This window comes from Pseudomonas tumuqii (assembly GCF_013184545.1).
Taxonomy (GTDB): Bacteria; Pseudomonadota; Gammaproteobacteria; order Pseudomonadales; family Pseudomonadaceae; genus Aquipseudomonas; species Aquipseudomonas tumuqii.
The window spans coordinates 256,177-273,135 of the sequence record NZ_JAAOJA010000002.1; the positions used below are offsets into that span (position 1 = coordinate 256,177).

Genomic DNA, 16,959 nt, shown 5'->3' on the forward strand with positions numbered 1-16,959 from the left:
CGTCACCAGGATTTTCAGCAGTCCCACGCCTGCAGTGGTCGTCCGCAGTTGAACGCCTCGTGCTAAAGCGAGCCCAATCAAGGTTGAATTTCTGATGGGATACGCCGCAAGTCACTCGGGACATGCGGGCGTAATGGAGCTGGCTGGATGATTCAGGCGCAACTATACGTGATGTCGGACAATTCGCATGATCGTTCGTTCAGTCGCGCGCGGCCAAGCGCGGCGCTCAATATCCCGATACATGGATGGGCACGCCGCCTCTGCGAGTCGTGTGGCGCGTCGGCGTGGCGGCTGCCATGACCGCGCCCTATTGGCTGCTCATGAAACCCGCTCCCAGATCTCGGCATCGGCCAAGTCCTGCGTGGTGGCGTGCTTCGACTGGCCGTAGATGGGATCGAGCGCGTAGCTGTCGCCCGCCTCAGAAGCGGCCGAGTAGCGTACGCCGCTGGGTTTGTGCAGGTAGCACTCGGGGCGGTTGCACTGTGCATTGATGCGTTGCACTTGGGGCGATTCGGTCATGCCGCTCATTGCCTGTCCTGCTGCAGCTGATGCTGCTCCGGTTTCTTCAGAGTCTGTTCTCGACCCGGGTCGGGGGTCTGTGCGCTATCGAACCTTCGCGCGGTTGACCAGGAGTCGCCGGGCTGGATGCCATGCGCCGCCGACGACGACTGCGCAGACCCCGCCAGAGTGAAAAAAACCCCTGAAGCGCGGGCTTCAAGGGTTTTGTCTGTAGCGTGGGAGATGGCCTGTCGGCTTATTTGCGCCGCCACTGCCCTTGCCATTGGATGTACTGGCCGGGCGGGGTCTTGTCGATGGCTTTCTTGCCGGCGATGGCTTCCACGTCGCTGAGCTGGATACCGTTCTGGGTCGCCAGTTTCTGGTATTCGGCGCGGCGGGCCTGGTTGATCAGGCGGGCGATTTCGTCTACCTCGGGGCCGGGTTTGACCACGCCGAGGTAGCCGTTGGGCATCTCGCCGAGTTGGCCGCTGGCCTTGGCGTCGCCGAGGGCGGACATGGCTTCGTTGAGGTTCAGGGCCAGCACCGGCAGGCTCAGGCTGAGCAGCAGGAACAGGCTGGCGATACGTTTTGACAGGCTCATGGTGTGGCTCCTTAGAACAGTCCGCTGGACTCGCTGAACATGCCGTCCAGCGCCTTATCCACCTTGATGTAGATTTCGTGCTCGATCTTCACGTTGAGGTTGATATTGATCGGCTCGTTGGGCATCGCCAGCTGTACCGTCGGGGTACAGGCTACGCTCAGCAGGCCCATCAGCAGGGCCGCGAAACAACTACGCAAGCGCATGGCGCTTCTCCTTGATTAAGGCTCCTTCGGGGATGCTGCATTGCGCTCCAGCATACGCTGCTGCACCCGCTGCTTGATGATCTCGTTCACCTTATCGGTCAATTGCAAGCTGGCCAACAGGGTCGGGATATCTTCCTCCAGATTGATGTTGAAGTGGATCGGCCGGCCCCGTTCGATTGCCGGGTTGCGGCCTTCCAGGCGCACGGCCAGGAGCAACTTGCCTTGCCGATCATAGTTGACCTGGCTGGTCAGTGTCGTGAACTGAAAGTCTTCCAGAGATTGCGTCACCAGTTGCATGGCCGGGTTGCTGCGACCCAGTGCCCTGATCCGCTCCGAATGAAATTCCAGGTGCCCGCCCGGGGCGCGCGCGTGCAGTTGTCCCTGTTCTATCTCGATGCCGGCGGGACCGATGCTCAGCGGCAGTTGGCCGTCGATGAGGCCGCTGCCCGCCAGGCCCTCGGCCGGGTAGAGGGTGAAGAACTGATTGAGGTCGAGGCCTTGCAGGCGCAAGGGAAACACCAGCGTGCCCTGCCGCAGGTCCCACTGGCCAGGGTCGAGCCGGAGCATGCCACCCATGACCGCGGCCTGGGCCTGTTGCAGCTCGAGCAGGCCCTGGTCCGGTTGGGCGCGTGCTGCCTGGTAGGTGCCGCGCAGCTGCGCCGGGCCGATGGGCATGCCCGGGTTGAGCTGCTCCAGCTGCAGCTCGCTCAGCTCGAGCCGGAGCTGGCGCTGATCGAGGTGCAGTTGCAGGCGCCCATCCAGGCCGCTGATTTCGCTACGGTCATAGATGCCGGCCAGGCCCTTGCCACTGAGTTCGAGCTGCAGGTCGGGCAAGTCGCGGCCCGGGACGAGGCTGAGGCTGGCGTTACCGCTCAGGCGGCCGTTGCTCAGGTCGAGCAGCGCCGGCCAGTCAGCCAGGGTTTTGCTCAGGGGGTTGCCGGCGCGCAGAAATACTTCAGTCAGCAGCGCTTGCAGTTGCAGGCCCTGACTGCTGTCGTGTTGCAGTTGCACGGCCAGCTGCAGATCGGCATCTGCCGCCACTTGGCCGTTGAACTCGAGCCGTTGCTCGGTGGCCGCTAGCGTGCCTTGCCAGCGCCAGCCCTGCGGCTTGAGGGCTGGGTACTCGAGGCGCTGGCTGCTCAGCGTGACGGGGCCTTGCAGGCGCCACGCCTGCAGGCTGCCGACCTGGTGCTGCGCATGCAGTTGCAGGTTCTGGGTGGTGGCCCTGACCCGGGTCAGACGCAGCTCTGCAGCGCCCAGTTGGCCCAGTTCGAGTTGCGAGCCTTGGCTCAGGTTGAGGCGCAGTTGCTCGCTGTCCAGGTAGCCGTTGAAGTGCAGCGTTGCTTTCAGGTTGCGCAATTGCCAGTCGTCGATCGCCAAGCCCGGGCTGCTGAGCTTGAGCTGCGCCTTGCCCAGCTGTGCGGCCCAGGGCGCTGCGTTGGCCAGGGCCAGCTCGGCCTGCAGGTCGATCTGGCTGGCGCCGCTGCTGGTCAGGCTGATCGCCAGTGGCAGCGAGCGCTCGGCCAGGTTGCCGGGCAGCTCTGCGAGTGGGCTGGTGGGCTGGATCCGCAGGTGCAGCGAGTCGGGGTGCAAGGTGGCTGGCAGCGCACTCAGCCACTCGGCGGGCACTCGATCCAGCTGCAGGTCGGCGGTCAGGTGTTCGGCGAACCATTGGCCGCCGACACTGCGGACGGCGATGCCGAAGGTGCCTTGCACCTGGCCCGCCCCCGGGATCGGCCAGGGCTCAGGCAGGCTGGCGCTGGCGTCGACTTGGCCACTGGCGCTGCGCAGTTGTTCCAGGCTCAGGTTGCCGGAGGCCAGCTGTAGCTGCCAGGTCGCCGAGAGTTGCGCGGCGCTCGGGGCTTCGGGCAGTCGAGCGTCGGGAGCCAGCGTCCACTGGCTGAGCCAGTCTTGCAAGGCCACGGCCTGGCTGAGGTCGGGGGCACTCAACTGGCCGCTCCATACCGGTCCGGCAGGGTTGTTGCGCAGGCTGCTGTGCAGGCTCAGTTGGCGTTGTCCGTCGACGGCCAGGGTCAGTTGCAGATCCGCCGCCTGGGCATCGCCCTGCAATTGTGCACGCCATGCCAGCTGTTGCTCGCGGTGTTGCAGGTTGAGCAGCAGTTCCAGGGCCTGCGGGGCATCTTGCGCCTGGTTCAGTTGCAGGTCGCCTTGCAGCGTGCAGCGCCCGCTGGCGCAGGGCAGTTCGGCCGTGAACTGCTCGATGCGCAGGCTGAGCGGCAGCCAGGCCAGCGCCCCTGCCAGTTGCTGCAGGTCGGGCGCAGTGGCCGCAGGATCCTGCTGGTCGTTCTGTGTGGCGGGTTGCCAGGCCACGGCGAGACGCGCGAGGCGAATATGCTGCCAGAAGGGCGGCGTCAGGCTGAATTGCTGCCAGCCCAGGTGCAGATCTTGCGCCGTGACTTGGGTGCTGCCGGCGCTGTCGCGCTGCGCCAGGTCGAGGCGAGCCAGGCCGATGCCGGTGCGCGACAGGCTTGCTCCCTGCCAGTCGAGTTGCTCAATTGCATGGCGCTCGAGCACGCGCAGCCAGCTGAAGTAGCTATAACCGCCAAGCAGCACCAGCAGTATGAGCACGCTGATGATTCGCAGCCCGGAGCGCCGGCTGATCATGAGTACATTTCCATTGGGGTAAGGGCTGCCTGGACGTTAACCCATGAGCCTGGGGCTGCCAATCAACTGCAGCGCGTCGGGAATAACTGGCGCACTCGCCATCGGCCATGCAGCAGCCCATGGCTATTGCTGTTGGTGGCGTTGCGCGACTATCGGTCGCAGTTCGCTGCGCTGGCCAGCGTTACCGCGCCAGGGCGAGGCTGGCAGGTCATTGTGCAGGGGTTGAGCCTATTGCCGGCGATAGCCGGTTTTTAGCTGCCATATGCGTGAAAGTACTTGGTAAATAGCTAAAGCGTTGCGCTCAGGCGTTGTTGTCGAGGGGCAGTGGCGGTGAATATTTTTCCGGGCGCAAGACGCTGGACGATGGGTGCCACAGGATGTGGCGTTGCTTATGAGTGCAAGACCGCCTGAGGCGTGCGTCCTGGCCGGAAAATGCTCCTAAACAGGGCGCTTTGGCGGTGCGGCAGAAAAACTTTTGCACAATTACGATGCGCCTTGTCAAGGCTGAATTTGTGATTCACGTAAATCCTTGATTCTGCATAAGGATTTTTTAAGTCAATGAAAAATATGAATTTTTTGTGCTGGTGAAAAAATCATCAGTTTGACCCCAGGCCCCATGGCATAGGCGATCAGGCGTCTTGCGCCCATGTTATCCACTGAGTTATCCACAGCTTCTGTGGATTGTCCCAGGCGTTGGCCTTCGCCCCCACTCGAGTGCGTTTATCCGGGCTTTACCTCGGCGAAAAAAGGAGTAGAGTGCCCGCCTTTCCCGCTACCGCTGCTGCTTATGTCACGCGCATTGCTTCGTTTATCCGCTGCAACATCCCCAGTTAGCCCTCGCTTGCCGATGCGTGTTGCGCTCTGGCTGCTGGACAGCCCGCGCTTCGGTCATACGCCAAGCGTCAAGCGCTTCGCCGGGCAGTTGCTCAAGCAGCCGGCGCGCCAGGGCGTGGTGCTGGCCCAGAGCCGGCTGGGGCAATTGCTTTGCCGCGACTGCGGCAATACCCGCGACCGGCGTATTGGCGTCGAATTGCTGCGCCAGGCCGCGCGTTCCGGCGATCGCTGTGCCCAGCTGGAGCTGGGTCGGCTGTACAGCCAGCCGCGCAGCAATGAAACGCTGCAGGCGCGGCACTGGCTGGAGCTGGCGGCCGCCCAGGGTTCGCTCGAAGCCCGGCAGCTGCTGAGCAGCCTCTGATCGGCGTCTGAGCGTTCTGCGTGGGGCCGGGCTGGGTATACTGCCCGGCAATCTTGCGCGGAGCCGCTTATGCCAATCGATTTACCTTCCCAGCTACCTGCGCTGCTGCTCGGTTTGGCCGTCGCTGGCGTGCCGTTGCTGGCGCTGGCCTGGTCGCTGCAGCGACGTGCGAGCAGTGCGCAACTCGAAGCCAGCCTGCTGCAGGAGCGTCTGGGCAGCGCCCAGTTGGCCCAGGCCGGCTTGAGTGCGCAGCTCGATGAATGCCGCCAGGAGATCGCCGAGATCAGCGAGATCAAGGCCGACCAGCAAGCCGAGTTGGCGGCCAAGCGGCGCGAGACCGAACTGCTCCAGCATGAGCGGCAGATCGCCCGCGAGGCCGCCCTGGCCTGGCAGCAGCAACGTGAACAGCAGGAAGCCGAACTGCGGCGCCTGAGCGCCGAGCGGGCGGCCTTGAGTGCCGAGTTGCGTGAGCAGCAGGGCAGTCACCAGCAGCGCCTGGACGACCTGCAAGGCTCGCGCGACGAGTTGCGGGCGCAGTTCGCCGAGTTGGCCGGGAAGATCTTCGACGAGCGCGAACAGCGCTTTGCCGAGACCAGTCAGCAGCGCCTGGGCCAGTTGCTCGATCCGCTCAAGGAACGCATCCAGTCCTTCGAAAAACGCGTCGAGGAGAGCTACCAGCAGGAAGCCCGCGAGCGCTTCTCCCTGGGCAAGGAGCTTGAGCGTCTGCAACAGCTCAATCAGCGTCTGGGCGATGAAGCGACCAACCTGACCCGTGCCCTGCAAGGCCAGAAGACCCAGGGCAACTGGGGTGAGCTGGTGCTCGAGCGGGTGTTGGAACATGCCGGGCTGGAGAAGGGCCGCGAATACCAGACCCAGGTCAGCCTGAAGAGCCCTGACGGCCAGCGTTTCCAGCCCGATGTGCTGATCCAGCTGCCCGGCGACAGGCAGGTGGTGGTGGATGCCAAGGTCAGCCTGACGGCCTACCAGCAATACATTGCCGGCGAAGACGAGCCAACCCGGCAACAGGCCCTGAAACAGCATGTGCTGTCACTGCGTGGTCATTTGAAGGGCTTGTCGCTGAAGGATTACCAACGCTTGGAAGGGCTGCACAGTCTGGATTTCGTGCTGTTGTTCGTGCCGATCGAGGCGGCCTTCGCCGCGGCATTGCAGGCCGATGCCGGCTTGTTCCAGGAGGCTTTCGAGCAGCACATCGTGATCGTCAGCCCGACCACCCTGTTGGCGACCCTGCGGGTGATCGACAGCCTCTGGCGTCAGGAGCGGCAAGGCCAGAATGCCCGCGAAATCGCCGAACGCGCCGGGGCGCTGTACGACAAGTTCGTCGCCTTCATCCAGGACCTGGACGAAGTCGGCGCGCGCCTGCAGCAGCTGGACAAGGCCTATGCCGCGGCGCGCAACAAGCTGTGCGACGGCCGCGGCAATATCATCAGCCGGGTGGAGAATCTCAAACTGCTCGGCGCCCGCGCGAGCAAGAGCCTGCCGCCCGAGTTGCTCGAGCAGGCGGCCGGCGTGGCGGTGCTGAATGAGGCGGCGGAGTAGGGCGCAACGCCGCCACGCCGTGCTTGCGTAGGAAACTCGCTCGCTCTCAAACCAGCAGCAGTACTGCCGCACCCGCCAGCAGGCCCGCGGCCATCACCGGCAGGGTGCGCAGGGCCAGTTGCCGGCCGCCGATCAGGGCGATCAGCAAGCCCTTGATCAGGCTGTTACTCAGGACCGCGAGGAAGATGCCCTGCACCGCGACCTGGGGAGCCAGCTCGGCTTTGGCGCTGCGTGCCAGGGTCAGGGTGATGGGGTCCACGTCGGCCAGTCCGGAGACCAGCGCCACCAGGTACACGCCAACATCGCCAAGCCAGCGCCGCGCACCCTCCGCGAGAAACAGGATCAGCACCAGCAGCGCGGCGAAGCGTAGCGCCGAGCTCAGCTCGAAGGGGTTCTTCAGCGGCGGTTCGGCGCTTTCCTCGGCCATGCTGCCGGCCAGGCGAAAATAGGCCAGCGCGCCCCCGGCATAGACCAGGGCCGCCACGCCCAACGGCCAGAGCAGGCGCGGCAGCAATGGGGCATTGATCAGGCCGACTTCCAGCAGCACGCGGGGAAACATCAATGCCGAGGTTGCCAGCAGGCCGCAGGCCAGCATGGCGTGCAGGTTGCGCTCATGGTTCAGGCGGGCGAGGGTGACGGTCATCGCGGTGGAGGAGACGATGCCGCCCAGCAGTGCAGTGAGCAGCAAGCCATGGCGGGTGCCGACCAGGCGAATGGCCACATAGGCGGCGAAGCCGAGGCTGGCGATCAGCACCACCATCCACCAGGTGACATAGGGGTTGAACGCCTGCCAGGGGCCGTAGCCCTGGTTGGGCAGGGCTGGCAGCAGCACCAGGGAGATGAACAGCAGTTTCAGCACTCCCGACAGTTCCGCCTCGCTGAGTCGGCGCAGGGCGCCGTGCAGGGTGCGTTTGAGGCTCAGTAGCAGTGCCACCGCCACGGCCCCGGCGGCGGCCAGGGGAGGATGTCCGGCTACTGCCAGGCTGCCGAGGATGAAGGTGATCAGCATCGCCACTTCGCTGGTCAGGCCGCGGTCGCCTAACTGCATCAGGTCGCCGAAGTAGGAGGCCAGTACCAGGGCGGCGAAGCCGACGAAGACGACTGCCCAGGCGACCACGCCGAAGTGTTCGCCGAGCAGCATGGCGAAACCGCCAAGCAAGCCGCTCAAGCCATAGGTGCGGATACCGGCAGCCAGGTGGCCGTCCTCGGTGTTGCGCTCCTGCCAGCCGCGTTCGGCGCCGATCAGCAGGCCAACCGCCAGCGCGCTGGCGAAGTTCAGTAGGGTGTCGAGAGCCTCGGGCATGCGGCGTCCTTGAGCGAGGTTTGATCTTGGCAGTCTAGTCAGTAGCCGGGGCGACGTATTGCGGCAGGTCAGTGGGTGAGTGTCGCGGCGACTGGCAATCGCGGCTGAAGCGGAGTGCCGCCCAGCCGTTCCCACTCTTGTCGTGTCAGCGCTTGTGGGAGGGGCTTTAGCCGCGACATTCATGCACAGCATGTAGCCCGGATGCAATCCGGGAAGGCGAAGCCCGGCCCTCCCCGGATTGCATCCGGGCTACCGTTCTGTTCGGCATTGCAGGGCGTCAGGTCCGGGGTAGGCCGGGCTCAGCGCAGCGTCAGGTGGCGGCTGAGCAGGGCGCGCAGGGCGGCCGGCTTGACCGGCTTGGCCAGGAAGTCGAGGCCGGCGGCATGGACCTGGGCGATCAGTTCGGGGCGGCCGTCGGCGCTGATCACCACGCCAGGTACCGGCTCGCCCAGACGGGTGCGCAGCCAGGCCATCAGCTCGGTGCCGGTCTCGCCTTCGTCGAGGTGGTAGTCGACCAGCGCCAGGTGCGGGCGCACGTCCTCGCTGAGCAGGTGTTCGCATTCCAGGCGATTGCGCGCGGTCCATACCTGGCAGCCCCAGCGTGACAGCAGGCTGTGCATGCCGGTGAGGATGCTGTCTTCGTTGTCGATGCACAGTACCTGGCTGCCGGTCAGCAACTGGCCATTGAGTTCGGCGCTGGCTGGCTTGGGTTTGGCCACCGGGGTGCGCGCCAGCGGCACGCTGACGCTGAACACGCTGCCCTTGCCCGGCCAGGAGCGCACCTCCAGCTTGTGCTCGAGCACCCGACAGAGGCCATCGGCGATCGCCAGGCCGAGGCCGAGGCCTTTTTCGGCGCGGGTCTGGTGGCTGTCCAGGCGCTTGAACTCCTCAAAGATGACCTTGCGCTTGTCTTCCGGGATGCCCGGGCCGCGATCCCACACCTCCAGGCGCAGCTGCCCGCCTTCGCGGCGCACGCCCAGCAGCACGCGGCCCTTGGCGTAGCGGAAGGCGTTGGTGAGGAAGTTCTGCAGCACCCGGCGCAGCAGCTTGCTGTCACTGTCCACGCGCAGGTGGCTGCCGCGCAGGCGGAAGTCGATGCCGCACTCGGCGGCCAGTACCCTGAACTCGGCGCCCAGGGTATCGAACAGGCTGTTGAGGACGAAGGCATTGCGCTCCGGGGTGATGCGGCCATTTTCCAGGCGCGAGATGTCCAGCAGGTCGCTGATCAGGTCTTCGGCCGAACGCAGCGAACTGTCCAGGTGGCGCACCAGTTCCTTGGCCTCGCGCGGGAGCGCTTCCTCCTGGTGGGAGAGTGCGGCGGAGAACAGCCGCGCGGCGTTCAGCGGCTGCATCAGGTCGTGGCTGACCGCGGCGAGGAAGCGGGTTTTCGACTGGTTGGCCGCCTCGGCCACACCCTTGGCCTCGGTCAGCGCCTGATTCAGTTGCGACAGCTCATGGGTGCGTTCGACGACCCGCTGTTCCAGGCCTTCGTTGGCGTCCTTGAGCGCACGCTCGGCCTCGCGGAACTCGGTGATATCGGTGAAGCTCATGACGAAGCCGCCGCCGGGCATGGGGTTGCCGATCAGTTCGATCACCCGGCCATTGGGGAAGGTGCGCTCATAAGTGTGCGCGGTGCCCTGGCGCATCCAGTGCAGGCGCCTGGCGATGCTTTCCTCGACGTCGCCGCTGCCGAGCATGCCGCGTTCGGCGTTGAAACGGATGATCTCGGCAATCGGTCGGCCGACGTAGATCAGCCCGTCCGGGTAGTCGAACAGCTCGATATAGCGATGGTTCCAGGCGACCAGGCGCAGCGACTGGTCGACCACGCTGATGCCCTGGGTGATGTTCTCGATCGCGCCTTGCAGCAGGGCGCGGTTGAACTGCAGCACCTCGCTGGCTTCGTCGACGATGCGCACCACATCCTCGACCTGCATCTCGCGGCCTTCGATGGCTGCCTTGACCACGGCGCGGGTCGAGGAGGCGCCCAGCACGCCGGCGAGCAGGCGTTCGGTGTGGGCGATCCACTCGCTGTTGGCCGGCAGGTTGGGGTTGAAGCGCTGACCCTGGCGGTAGGCGCAGCGCATGAAGCTCTGTTGCGCGCGCTCCTCGCCGACGAAGCGGCTGGCGAGTATCAGCAAGTCGTTGACCTGGACCGCCAGCAGGCTGCGGTTGCTCGGCTTGGTGCCGAAATCGTGGCTGATGAAACGGCCGGCCTGCCAGTGCTCGGAAACCCGCGTGCGGGAGAAGTAGGAGACCCAGGCGAACAGCAGGAAATTGCCGGTCAGCGACAGCAGCACGCCGCGGGTCAGGGCGTCGACCTGGAAACCGATCGGCGCATAGAGCAGGCCTTGCAGGCCGGGCAAGCTGTCCAGCGACCAGCCGAGGCTGCGGGCCACCAGGGGCATGACCAGGGTGTAGAACCAGATCAGCGCGCCGAAGATCATCCCGGCGAACACGCCGCGGCGGTTGGCCTGCTTCCATACCAGGGCGCCGAACATGGCCGGGGCCAACTGGCCGATGGCGGCGAACGAGACCTGGCCAATGGTCGCCAGGCTGGCGTTGGAACCGAGCAGGCGGTAGCACACGTAGGCCAGCAGCAGGATCAGCACGATGCTCACCCGCCGCGCCGTGAGCATCCAGTAGCGGAAAGCCTCGAACGGGCGTTCGGTGTTCTTCCGACGCAACAGCCAGGGCAGCAGCATGTCGTTGGAGATCATGGTCGACAGCGCCACCGCGGCGACGATGACCATGCCGGTGGCGGCCGAGGCGCCGCCGATAAAGGCCAGCACGGCCAGGGCCGGGTGCGCCTGGGCCAGCGGCAGGCTGATGACGAAGGAGTCTGGCGTCACCCCGGCCGGCAGCAGCATCTGCCCGGCCAGGGCGATGGGCACGACGAACAGCGCGGCGAGCACCAGGTAAGCGGGGAACACCCAGCGCGCCAGGAGCAAGTCCCTGGGCTCGATATTTTCCACCACGGCGACATGGAACTGCCGCGGCAGGCAGATGATGGCGATCATCGACATGCCGGTCAGCGTCATCATCGCCGGCCAGTTCACCGCCTCGGCCCAAAACGCGTCGAGTTCGGGGGTGTTGCGCGCCTGCTCGAACAGATCGCCGAAACCGTTGTACAGGCCGTAGGTGACGAAGGCGCCGACGGCGAGGAAGGCCAGCAGCTTGACCAGCGACTCGAAGGCGATCGCCAACACCATGCCGCGGTGGTGTTCGGTGACGTCGAGGTTGCGCGTGCCGAACAGGATGGTGAACAGCGCCAGGACCAGCGATACGATCAGCGCGGTGTCCTGGGCGCGGGTGCCCACGGAGTCGGCACCCGCGCCGACCAGCAGGTTGACGCCGAGCACGATGCCCTTGAGTTGCAGGGCGATGTAGGGCAACACGCCGACCAGGCAGATCAGCGCCACGACTATCGCCAACGCCTGGGATTTTCCGTAGCGCGCGGCGATGAAGTCGGCGATCGAGGTGATGTTCTCCTCTTTGCTGATCATCACCATCTTCTGCAGCACCCAGGGGGCGAACAGCATGAGGATGATCGGCCCCAGGTAGATCGGCAGGAATGACCAGAGCTGCTCGGCCGCCTGGCCGACTGCGCCGAAGAAGGTCCAGCTGGTGCAGTAGACCGCCAGCGACAGGCTGTAGACCCAGGCGCGCATACGCGGCGGCAAGGGCGCGCGGCGGCGGTCGCCATAGAAGGCGATGGCGAAGAGAATGGCCATATAGGTCAGGGCGACCGCAGCGATCAGCCCGCTGGACAACGACATGGTGACTCCGACAGCAAACTATATGGGACTTGTCCGGTCTTAATCAGGTGCTGACCGCAGCCCCCTCAAAACGAGACAATACTTCAAATGAATGCTCAGCAGTGTCGCAGCAAAGTGCCGTGCCGTCAGGCGCGACCAAGGTCGCAGGCCAGCCGGCTGCCACCTCTTGGTAATTGTGGTCGGGCCTGTGCCCTGTTAGCGTGGCGCGCTTGCGCCTAGTCAGAGGAGGGAGCCCATGTTCAAGCCGCAATTGATTACCCTGCAGCGCGGTGCGCTGCGTATCGAACCGATGCTCGATGCCGATATTCCGGCGCTGGTGGCCCTGGCCGAAGCCAATCGCCAGGAGCTGATCCACATGAGTGGCACCCAGCGCTTGGACTGGTACCGCCAGGGCCTGATCGACCAGCGTGAAGGCAAGGCCTTGCCGTTCGTCATTCGCCTCGGTGAGCAGCTGGTTGGCACCACCCGGTTCGGCGACTTCATGCCGGCGCTGCCCGCCGCCGAGATCGGCTGGACCTGGCTCGATCACAGTCAGCATGGCACCGGCCTGAACGCCATGGTCAAATACCTGATGCTGCGCCACGCCTTCGAGAACTGGCGCATGGTCCGGGTGCAGTTGAAAACCGCCGCCAGCAACCTGCGTTCGCAGCGCGCGATCGAAAAGCTCGGCGCGCAGCGCGAGGGCGTGCTGCGCAATCACCGCCGGCTGGCCGACGGGCGGCTGGACGACAGCGTGCTGTACAGCATCACCGATCAGCAGTGGCCGGCGCTCAAGCAACAGCTGGAGGCGCGTTTCAGCGGTTGATCGATGGCACCGACCGAGGTTGAGCGCACACGTTTCTGGACCTCGCGCGAGTTGCACGGGGTCGAGCTGCTGCACGCCCACTACATCGAGCAGCGCTTCACCCCGCATGTGCATGAGGGTTTCGTCTTCACCGTGATCGAGCGGGGCGCGCAGTCGTTCCGCCATCGTGGCAGCGACCACCTGGCGCCGGCTGGCAGCATGGTGCTGATCAACCCGGATGAACTGCACACCGGCTCCAAGGCCCATGAGCAGGGTTGGCGCTACCGCGGTTTCTACCCGGATAACCGCCAGGTTGGCGGGATGTTGGCCGAGCTGGGACTGGACACGGGTGGCCGGCCGTCGTTTGCCGACAGCGTATTGCATGACCCGCAGTTGCACCGCATGTTCGCCGAGTTGCACCGGTTGCTGGACAGCCGGGCCAGTGCCTTGCAGCAGCAGACCGCCTGGCGCGAGGCGATCCTGGCGCTGTTCCAGCGTCATGCGCGCGTTCCGGCTGGCCGCACGCCGGGGCACGAACCCCGGGCCGTGGCGCGGGCCAAGGAATTGCTGTGCAGCCAGCTCGCCGAACCGCCGTCGCTGGAAGCGCTGGCCCAGGCGGTCAACCTCTCGCCTTTTCATTTTGCCCGGGTGTTTCGCCGCGCCACCGGCCTGCCGCCCCACGCCTGGCTGCTGCAGCGCCGCCTGGAGCAGGCGCGCGGCCTGCTGAAAAACGGCTGCACGCCGCTGAGCGTGGCCATGCAACTGGGCTTCGCCGACCAGAGCCACCTGAGCCGACAATTCAAGCAGACCTATGGCGTCGGCCCGGGCGCCTACCGCAAGGCCTGCAGCGGCCGGCCTGGGTAGGGTGCGCCGTGCGCACCATTGGTGATGGGTACTGAAGTCGCTTCCACGTTAACTGCGGTCCATTGTGGGAGCGGTCTCGACCGCCAACCGCAGTGTCCGCAACACCGCCTGGGTTGCTTCGCAGATCGAGTCGCCTGGGTTCGCGGCTAAAGCCCCTCCCACAGCAGTGCAGCGTCGTGCAGGAGGCTTTTGCGACATTGCCTGGCCCGCACGAGCCACTGCGCAAGATCGTTCAAGACCGTCCTCGCGCTGCCGGGTAACCTCGGCAGCCCAAGGAGGATCCATGTCCCGTCAACACGAATTCGCCCAGGGCGCCCGCGACATGCTGCCGATGCTGCTCGGCGCCATGCCCTTCGGCATCATCTTCGGCAGCCTGGCCGGCGCCGCCGGCCTGAGCGCCTGGCAGACCCTCGGCATGTCGCTGCTGGTATTTGCCGGCTCGGCGCAGTTCATCGCCATCAGCCTGCTCGGCGCCGGTGCCGGCCTGGCCGTGCTGCTGCTCACTACCCTGGTGGTCAACCTGCGTCATGCCCTGTACAGCGCCAGCCTGCAACCCTTCGTGCGTCATCTGCCCAAGCGCTGGCGCATGCCGCTGGCGTTCTGGCTGACCGACGAGGCCTACGCGGTGGTGCTCAATCGCTACACCGATGCGGACAGTTCGCCCTACAAACACTGGTATTTCCTCGGGGCGGCGCTGGCCATGTACCTGAACTGGCAGCTGTGTACCCTGGTCGGTGTGCTGTTCGGTCAGCGCGTGCCGAACCTCGCTGCCTGGGGCCTGGACTTCGCCATGCTGGCGACCTTTATCGGTATCGTCGTGCCCATGTTGCGCACTCGTCCGCAAGTAGCGGCAGCGCTGGTGGCCGGCGCGGTGGCGCTGGCCTGCCATGCCTGGCCGTACAAGCTCGGTTTGCTGGCCGCGGCGTTGAGCGGGATCGTCGTCGGCGTGCTGCTGGAGCGGCGTAACGAAGCGGACGTGGACGTGGACATGGAGGAGCTGGCCTGATGGACAACTGGCTATTGATCCTCGGCATGCTGGCGATCACCTTTTCGATTCGCTACAGCCTGTTCGCCTTTCCCGACCTGCGCTTCCCGCCGCTGGTGCGCCAGGGTCTGCATTTCGTGCCGACCGCGGTGCTCACCGCCATCGTGTTGCCGGGCATGCTGCTGCCGGATGGCCAGCACTGGGCGCTGAGTCTGGACAATGCCTACCTGTGGGCGGGGCTGGCGACTATTGCCATCGCCGCCGTCACCCGTCACCTGTTGGCGACCATCGGCGGCGGTTTGCTGGTGTTCTTCCTGTTGCGCTGGGCGCTGGGCCAGTTGCCACTCTGAGATCGGCGTTTTTGCCCGCAGCCCTCATCCGGCGCCGCGCGCCACCTTGACCCACAGGGATGTGGCGAATGCGGTACTCCCGCCGGCGACCCCATGGATGGGGGAGGTAGGAAAAATGCCGGGAGCATTTTCGAGAGCGGGAGCCGCCTCCCGGAGGGAGAAGGGCATTAAGGAGGGTGTCGCTGCGCGACTTTCACGCTAAGAAGTGGCAAAAATCACCGTTCCCTGTGGCTTTGCCGGGGCTTGTTGCAGTCCAATGCTGGACGGGCGCCGCGGTGCTCGCGGTTTTCCCGGCCCCGCACGGCCCTAATGCCAGGTACATGGACGATGACCCCACATTCACAATTCACCCTGCTCGGTACAAGGCGCTTCCTGCCGTTCTTCCTCACCCAGCTGCTCGGCGCCTTCAACGACAACATCTTCAAGCAGTCGCTGATCCTCGCCATCCTCTACAAGCTCAGCTCCGGCGCGGACAGCAGCCTGCTGGTCAATCTCTGCGCGCTGCTGTTCATCCTGCCGTTCTTCCTGTTTTCCGCGCTCGGTGGGCAGTTCGGCGAGAAGTTCGCCAAGGACAGCCTGATCCGCACGATCAAGTTCGCCGAGATCCTGATCATGCTCGCCGGTGCCGCCGGGGTGCTGCTGAATCATCTGCCGCTGATGCTCGTCGTGCTGTTCTGCATGGGCAGCCAGTCGGCGCTGTTCGGGCCAGTCAAGTATTCGATCCTGCCGCAGCACCTGCGTGAAGAGGAATTGGTCGGCGGCAACGCCCTAGTGGAGATGGGCACCTTCCTGGCGATTCTCGCCGGCACCATCGGCGCCGGCATCATGATGGCCAGCAGCGGCTATGCCAGCCTGGTCGCCGGCACCGTGGTGGTGGTGGCAGTGCTCGGCTACCTGGCCAGCCGCGGCATTCCCCGTGCCCATGCGGCGCTGCCGGAGCTGGTGCTGGACTGGAACATCCTGCGCCAGTCCTGGCGCATCATGCGCCTGGGCCTGGTCGAGCAGCGGCCCGCGGTCTCGCGCTCGCTGGTCGGCAGCTCCTGGTTCTGGTTTCTCGGTGCGGTCTACCTGACGCAGATCCCGGCCTATGCCAAGCAGTGGCTGTACGGCGACGAGAGCGTGGTGACCCTGATTCTCACGGTGTTCTCGGTGGGCATCGCGCTGGGCTCGATGCTCTGCGAGCGGATGAGCGGGCACAAGGTGGAGATCGGCCTGGTGCCCTTCGGCTCGATCGGCCTGACCCTGTTCGGCATGCTGCTCTGGTGGCACTCCGGCGGTTTCCCGCAGGGCGCGCAGGCCCACGATTGGCTGGCCGTGCTCGGCCATGGCCAGGCCTGGTGGATCCTGTCCTCGATCCTCGGCATCGGCCTGTTCGGTGGCTTCTACATAGTGCCGCTGTACGCCCTGATCCAGTCGCGCACCGCGGAACACGAGCGGGCGCGGGTGATTGCGGCGAACAACATCCTCAACGCGCTGTTCATGGTGGTCTCGGCGATCGCCTCGATCCTCTTCCTCAGCGTCGCCGAGCTGTCGATTCCGCAGCTGTTTCTGGTCATCGCGCTGATGAACGTCGCGGTCAACAGCTACATCTTCAAGCTGGTGCCCGAGTTCAGCATGCGCTTTTTGATCTGGCTGCTGGGCCACTCGCTGTACCGGGTCGAGCACCAGGGGCTGGACGCCATCCCCGAGGAAGGCCCGGCGGTGCTGGTGTGCAACCACGTGTCCTTCGTCGATGCCCTGCTGGTCGGCGGCGCGGTGCGCCGGCCGGTACGCTTCGTCATGTACTACAAGATCTATAACCTGCCGGTGCTGAATTTCATCTTCCGCACCGCCGGCACCGTGCCGATTGCCGGGCGCAACGAGGATCTGCTGATCTATGACGCGGCGTTCAAGAAAATCGCCGAATACCTGCGGGCTGGCGAGCTGGTGTGCATCTTCCCCGAGGGCAAGTTGACCGGCGATGGCGAGATCAACGAGTTCAAGAGCGGTATCGAACGCATCCTCGCGGAAAACTCGGTGCCGGTGATTCCCATGGCGCTGCAAGGCCTGTGGGGCAGCTTCTTCAGCCGCGATCCACGCAAGCGCCTGTTCCGCCGTCTGTGGTCGCGGATCAAGCTGGTGGCCGGCGCACCGCTCGGCGCCGAGCAGGTCGACCGGCAATTGTTGCAGGCCCAGGTGGCGGCGTTGCGGGGCGAGGTGCGCTGAACGGCGGCGAACC

13 protein-coding genes are annotated in these 16,959 nt (G+C 65.3%); 7 read left to right on the forward strand and 6 right to left on the reverse strand.

Annotated features, from left to right (window positions below):
• Positions 1-318: 318 nt before the first annotated feature.
• The 4 genes from G9C89_RS05090 to G9C89_RS05105 all read right to left on the reverse strand — a co-directional run bounded on the left by G9C89_RS05090 (position 319) and on the right by G9C89_RS05105 (position 3,927).
• Positions 319-519, reverse strand: coding sequence for a hypothetical protein (locus tag G9C89_RS05090; protein WP_256674110.1), 201 nt, complete (start codon positions 517-519; stop codon positions 319-321).
• A 235-nt stretch (positions 520-754) separates the two neighbouring features.
• Complete coding sequence (locus G9C89_RS05095; protein ID WP_172145631.1) at positions 755-1,099, reverse strand: YdbL family protein; 345 nt, start codon at positions 1,097-1,099, stop codon at positions 755-757.
• Between the two features lie 11 nt (positions 1,100-1,110).
• Positions 1,111-1,302 (reverse strand): YnbE family lipoprotein, encoded by a 192-nt coding sequence (locus G9C89_RS05100; protein WP_079202625.1) that lies wholly within the window; start codon positions 1,300-1,302, stop codon positions 1,111-1,113.
• A gap of 15 nt (positions 1,303-1,317) precedes the next feature.
• Positions 1,318-3,927, reverse strand: a complete 2,610-nt coding sequence (locus tag G9C89_RS05105) for an intermembrane phospholipid transport protein YdbH family protein (protein WP_172145634.1) — start codon at positions 3,925-3,927, stop codon at positions 1,318-1,320.
• Positions 3,928-4,774: 847 nt separating this feature from the next.
• Here G9C89_RS05105 and G9C89_RS05110 point away from each other — a divergent pair.
• Together G9C89_RS05110 and rmuC are read left to right on the forward strand one after the other, a co-directional pair.
• Positions 4,775-5,122, forward strand: coding sequence for a tetratricopeptide repeat protein (locus G9C89_RS05110; protein ID WP_172145637.1), 348 nt, complete (start codon positions 4,775-4,777; stop codon positions 5,120-5,122).
• A gap of 195 nt (positions 5,123-5,317) precedes the next feature.
• The gene (rmuC, locus tag G9C89_RS05115) at positions 5,318-6,679 is read left to right on the forward strand and encodes a DNA recombination protein RmuC (protein WP_172146388.1); all 1,362 of its coding nucleotides are present in this window, start codon (positions 5,318-5,320) and stop codon (positions 6,677-6,679) included.
• Positions 6,680-6,725: 46 nt separating this feature from the next.
• Here rmuC and G9C89_RS05120 read toward each other — a convergent pair whose 3' ends face one another.
• Together G9C89_RS05120 and G9C89_RS05125 are read right to left on the reverse strand one after the other, a co-directional pair.
• Positions 6,726-7,982: an MgtC/SapB family protein gene (locus tag G9C89_RS05120; RefSeq protein ID WP_172145640.1), complete on the reverse strand. Its 1,257-nt coding sequence runs from the start codon at positions 7,980-7,982 to the stop codon at positions 6,726-6,728.
• A 299-nt stretch (positions 7,983-8,281) separates the two neighbouring features.
• Positions 8,282-11,758 carry a hybrid sensor histidine kinase/response regulator gene (locus G9C89_RS05125; protein ID WP_172145655.1) on the reverse strand — a complete coding sequence of 1,159 codons (3,477 nt, stop codon included), beginning with the start codon at positions 11,756-11,758 and terminating at the stop codon, positions 8,282-8,284.
• 235 nt (positions 11,759-11,993) lie between these two features.
• Here G9C89_RS05125 and G9C89_RS05130 point away from each other — a divergent pair, with 235 nt between their 5' ends.
• From G9C89_RS05130 to G9C89_RS05150, 5 genes are all read left to right on the forward strand, one after another.
• Positions 11,994-12,563 carry a GNAT family N-acetyltransferase gene (locus G9C89_RS05130; RefSeq protein WP_172145657.1) on the forward strand — a complete coding sequence of 190 codons (570 nt, stop codon included), beginning with the start codon at positions 11,994-11,996 and terminating at the stop codon, positions 12,561-12,563.
• A 3-nt stretch (positions 12,564-12,566) separates the two neighbouring features.
• Positions 12,567-13,406 carry an AraC family transcriptional regulator gene (locus G9C89_RS05135; protein WP_172145659.1) on the forward strand — a complete coding sequence of 280 codons (840 nt, stop codon included), beginning with the start codon at positions 12,567-12,569 and terminating at the stop codon, positions 13,404-13,406.
• A 283-nt stretch (positions 13,407-13,689) separates the two neighbouring features.
• Entirely contained in the window at positions 13,690-14,412 is a 723-nt protein-coding gene (locus tag G9C89_RS05140) for an AzlC family ABC transporter permease (RefSeq protein WP_172145661.1), read from the forward strand.
• On the forward strand, positions 14,412-14,741 hold the full coding sequence (locus G9C89_RS05145; RefSeq protein ID WP_172145663.1) for an AzlD domain-containing protein: 330 nt from the start codon (positions 14,412-14,414) through the stop codon (positions 14,739-14,741). The genes G9C89_RS05140 and G9C89_RS05145 overlap by 1 nt, the downstream gene beginning before the upstream one ends.
• A gap of 327 nt (positions 14,742-15,068) precedes the next feature.
• A complete protein-coding gene (locus G9C89_RS05150) occupies positions 15,069-16,946 on the forward strand; it encodes an MFS transporter (RefSeq protein WP_172145665.1) in 1,878 nt (625 codons plus the stop codon).
• Positions 16,947-16,959 lie beyond the last annotated feature (13 nt).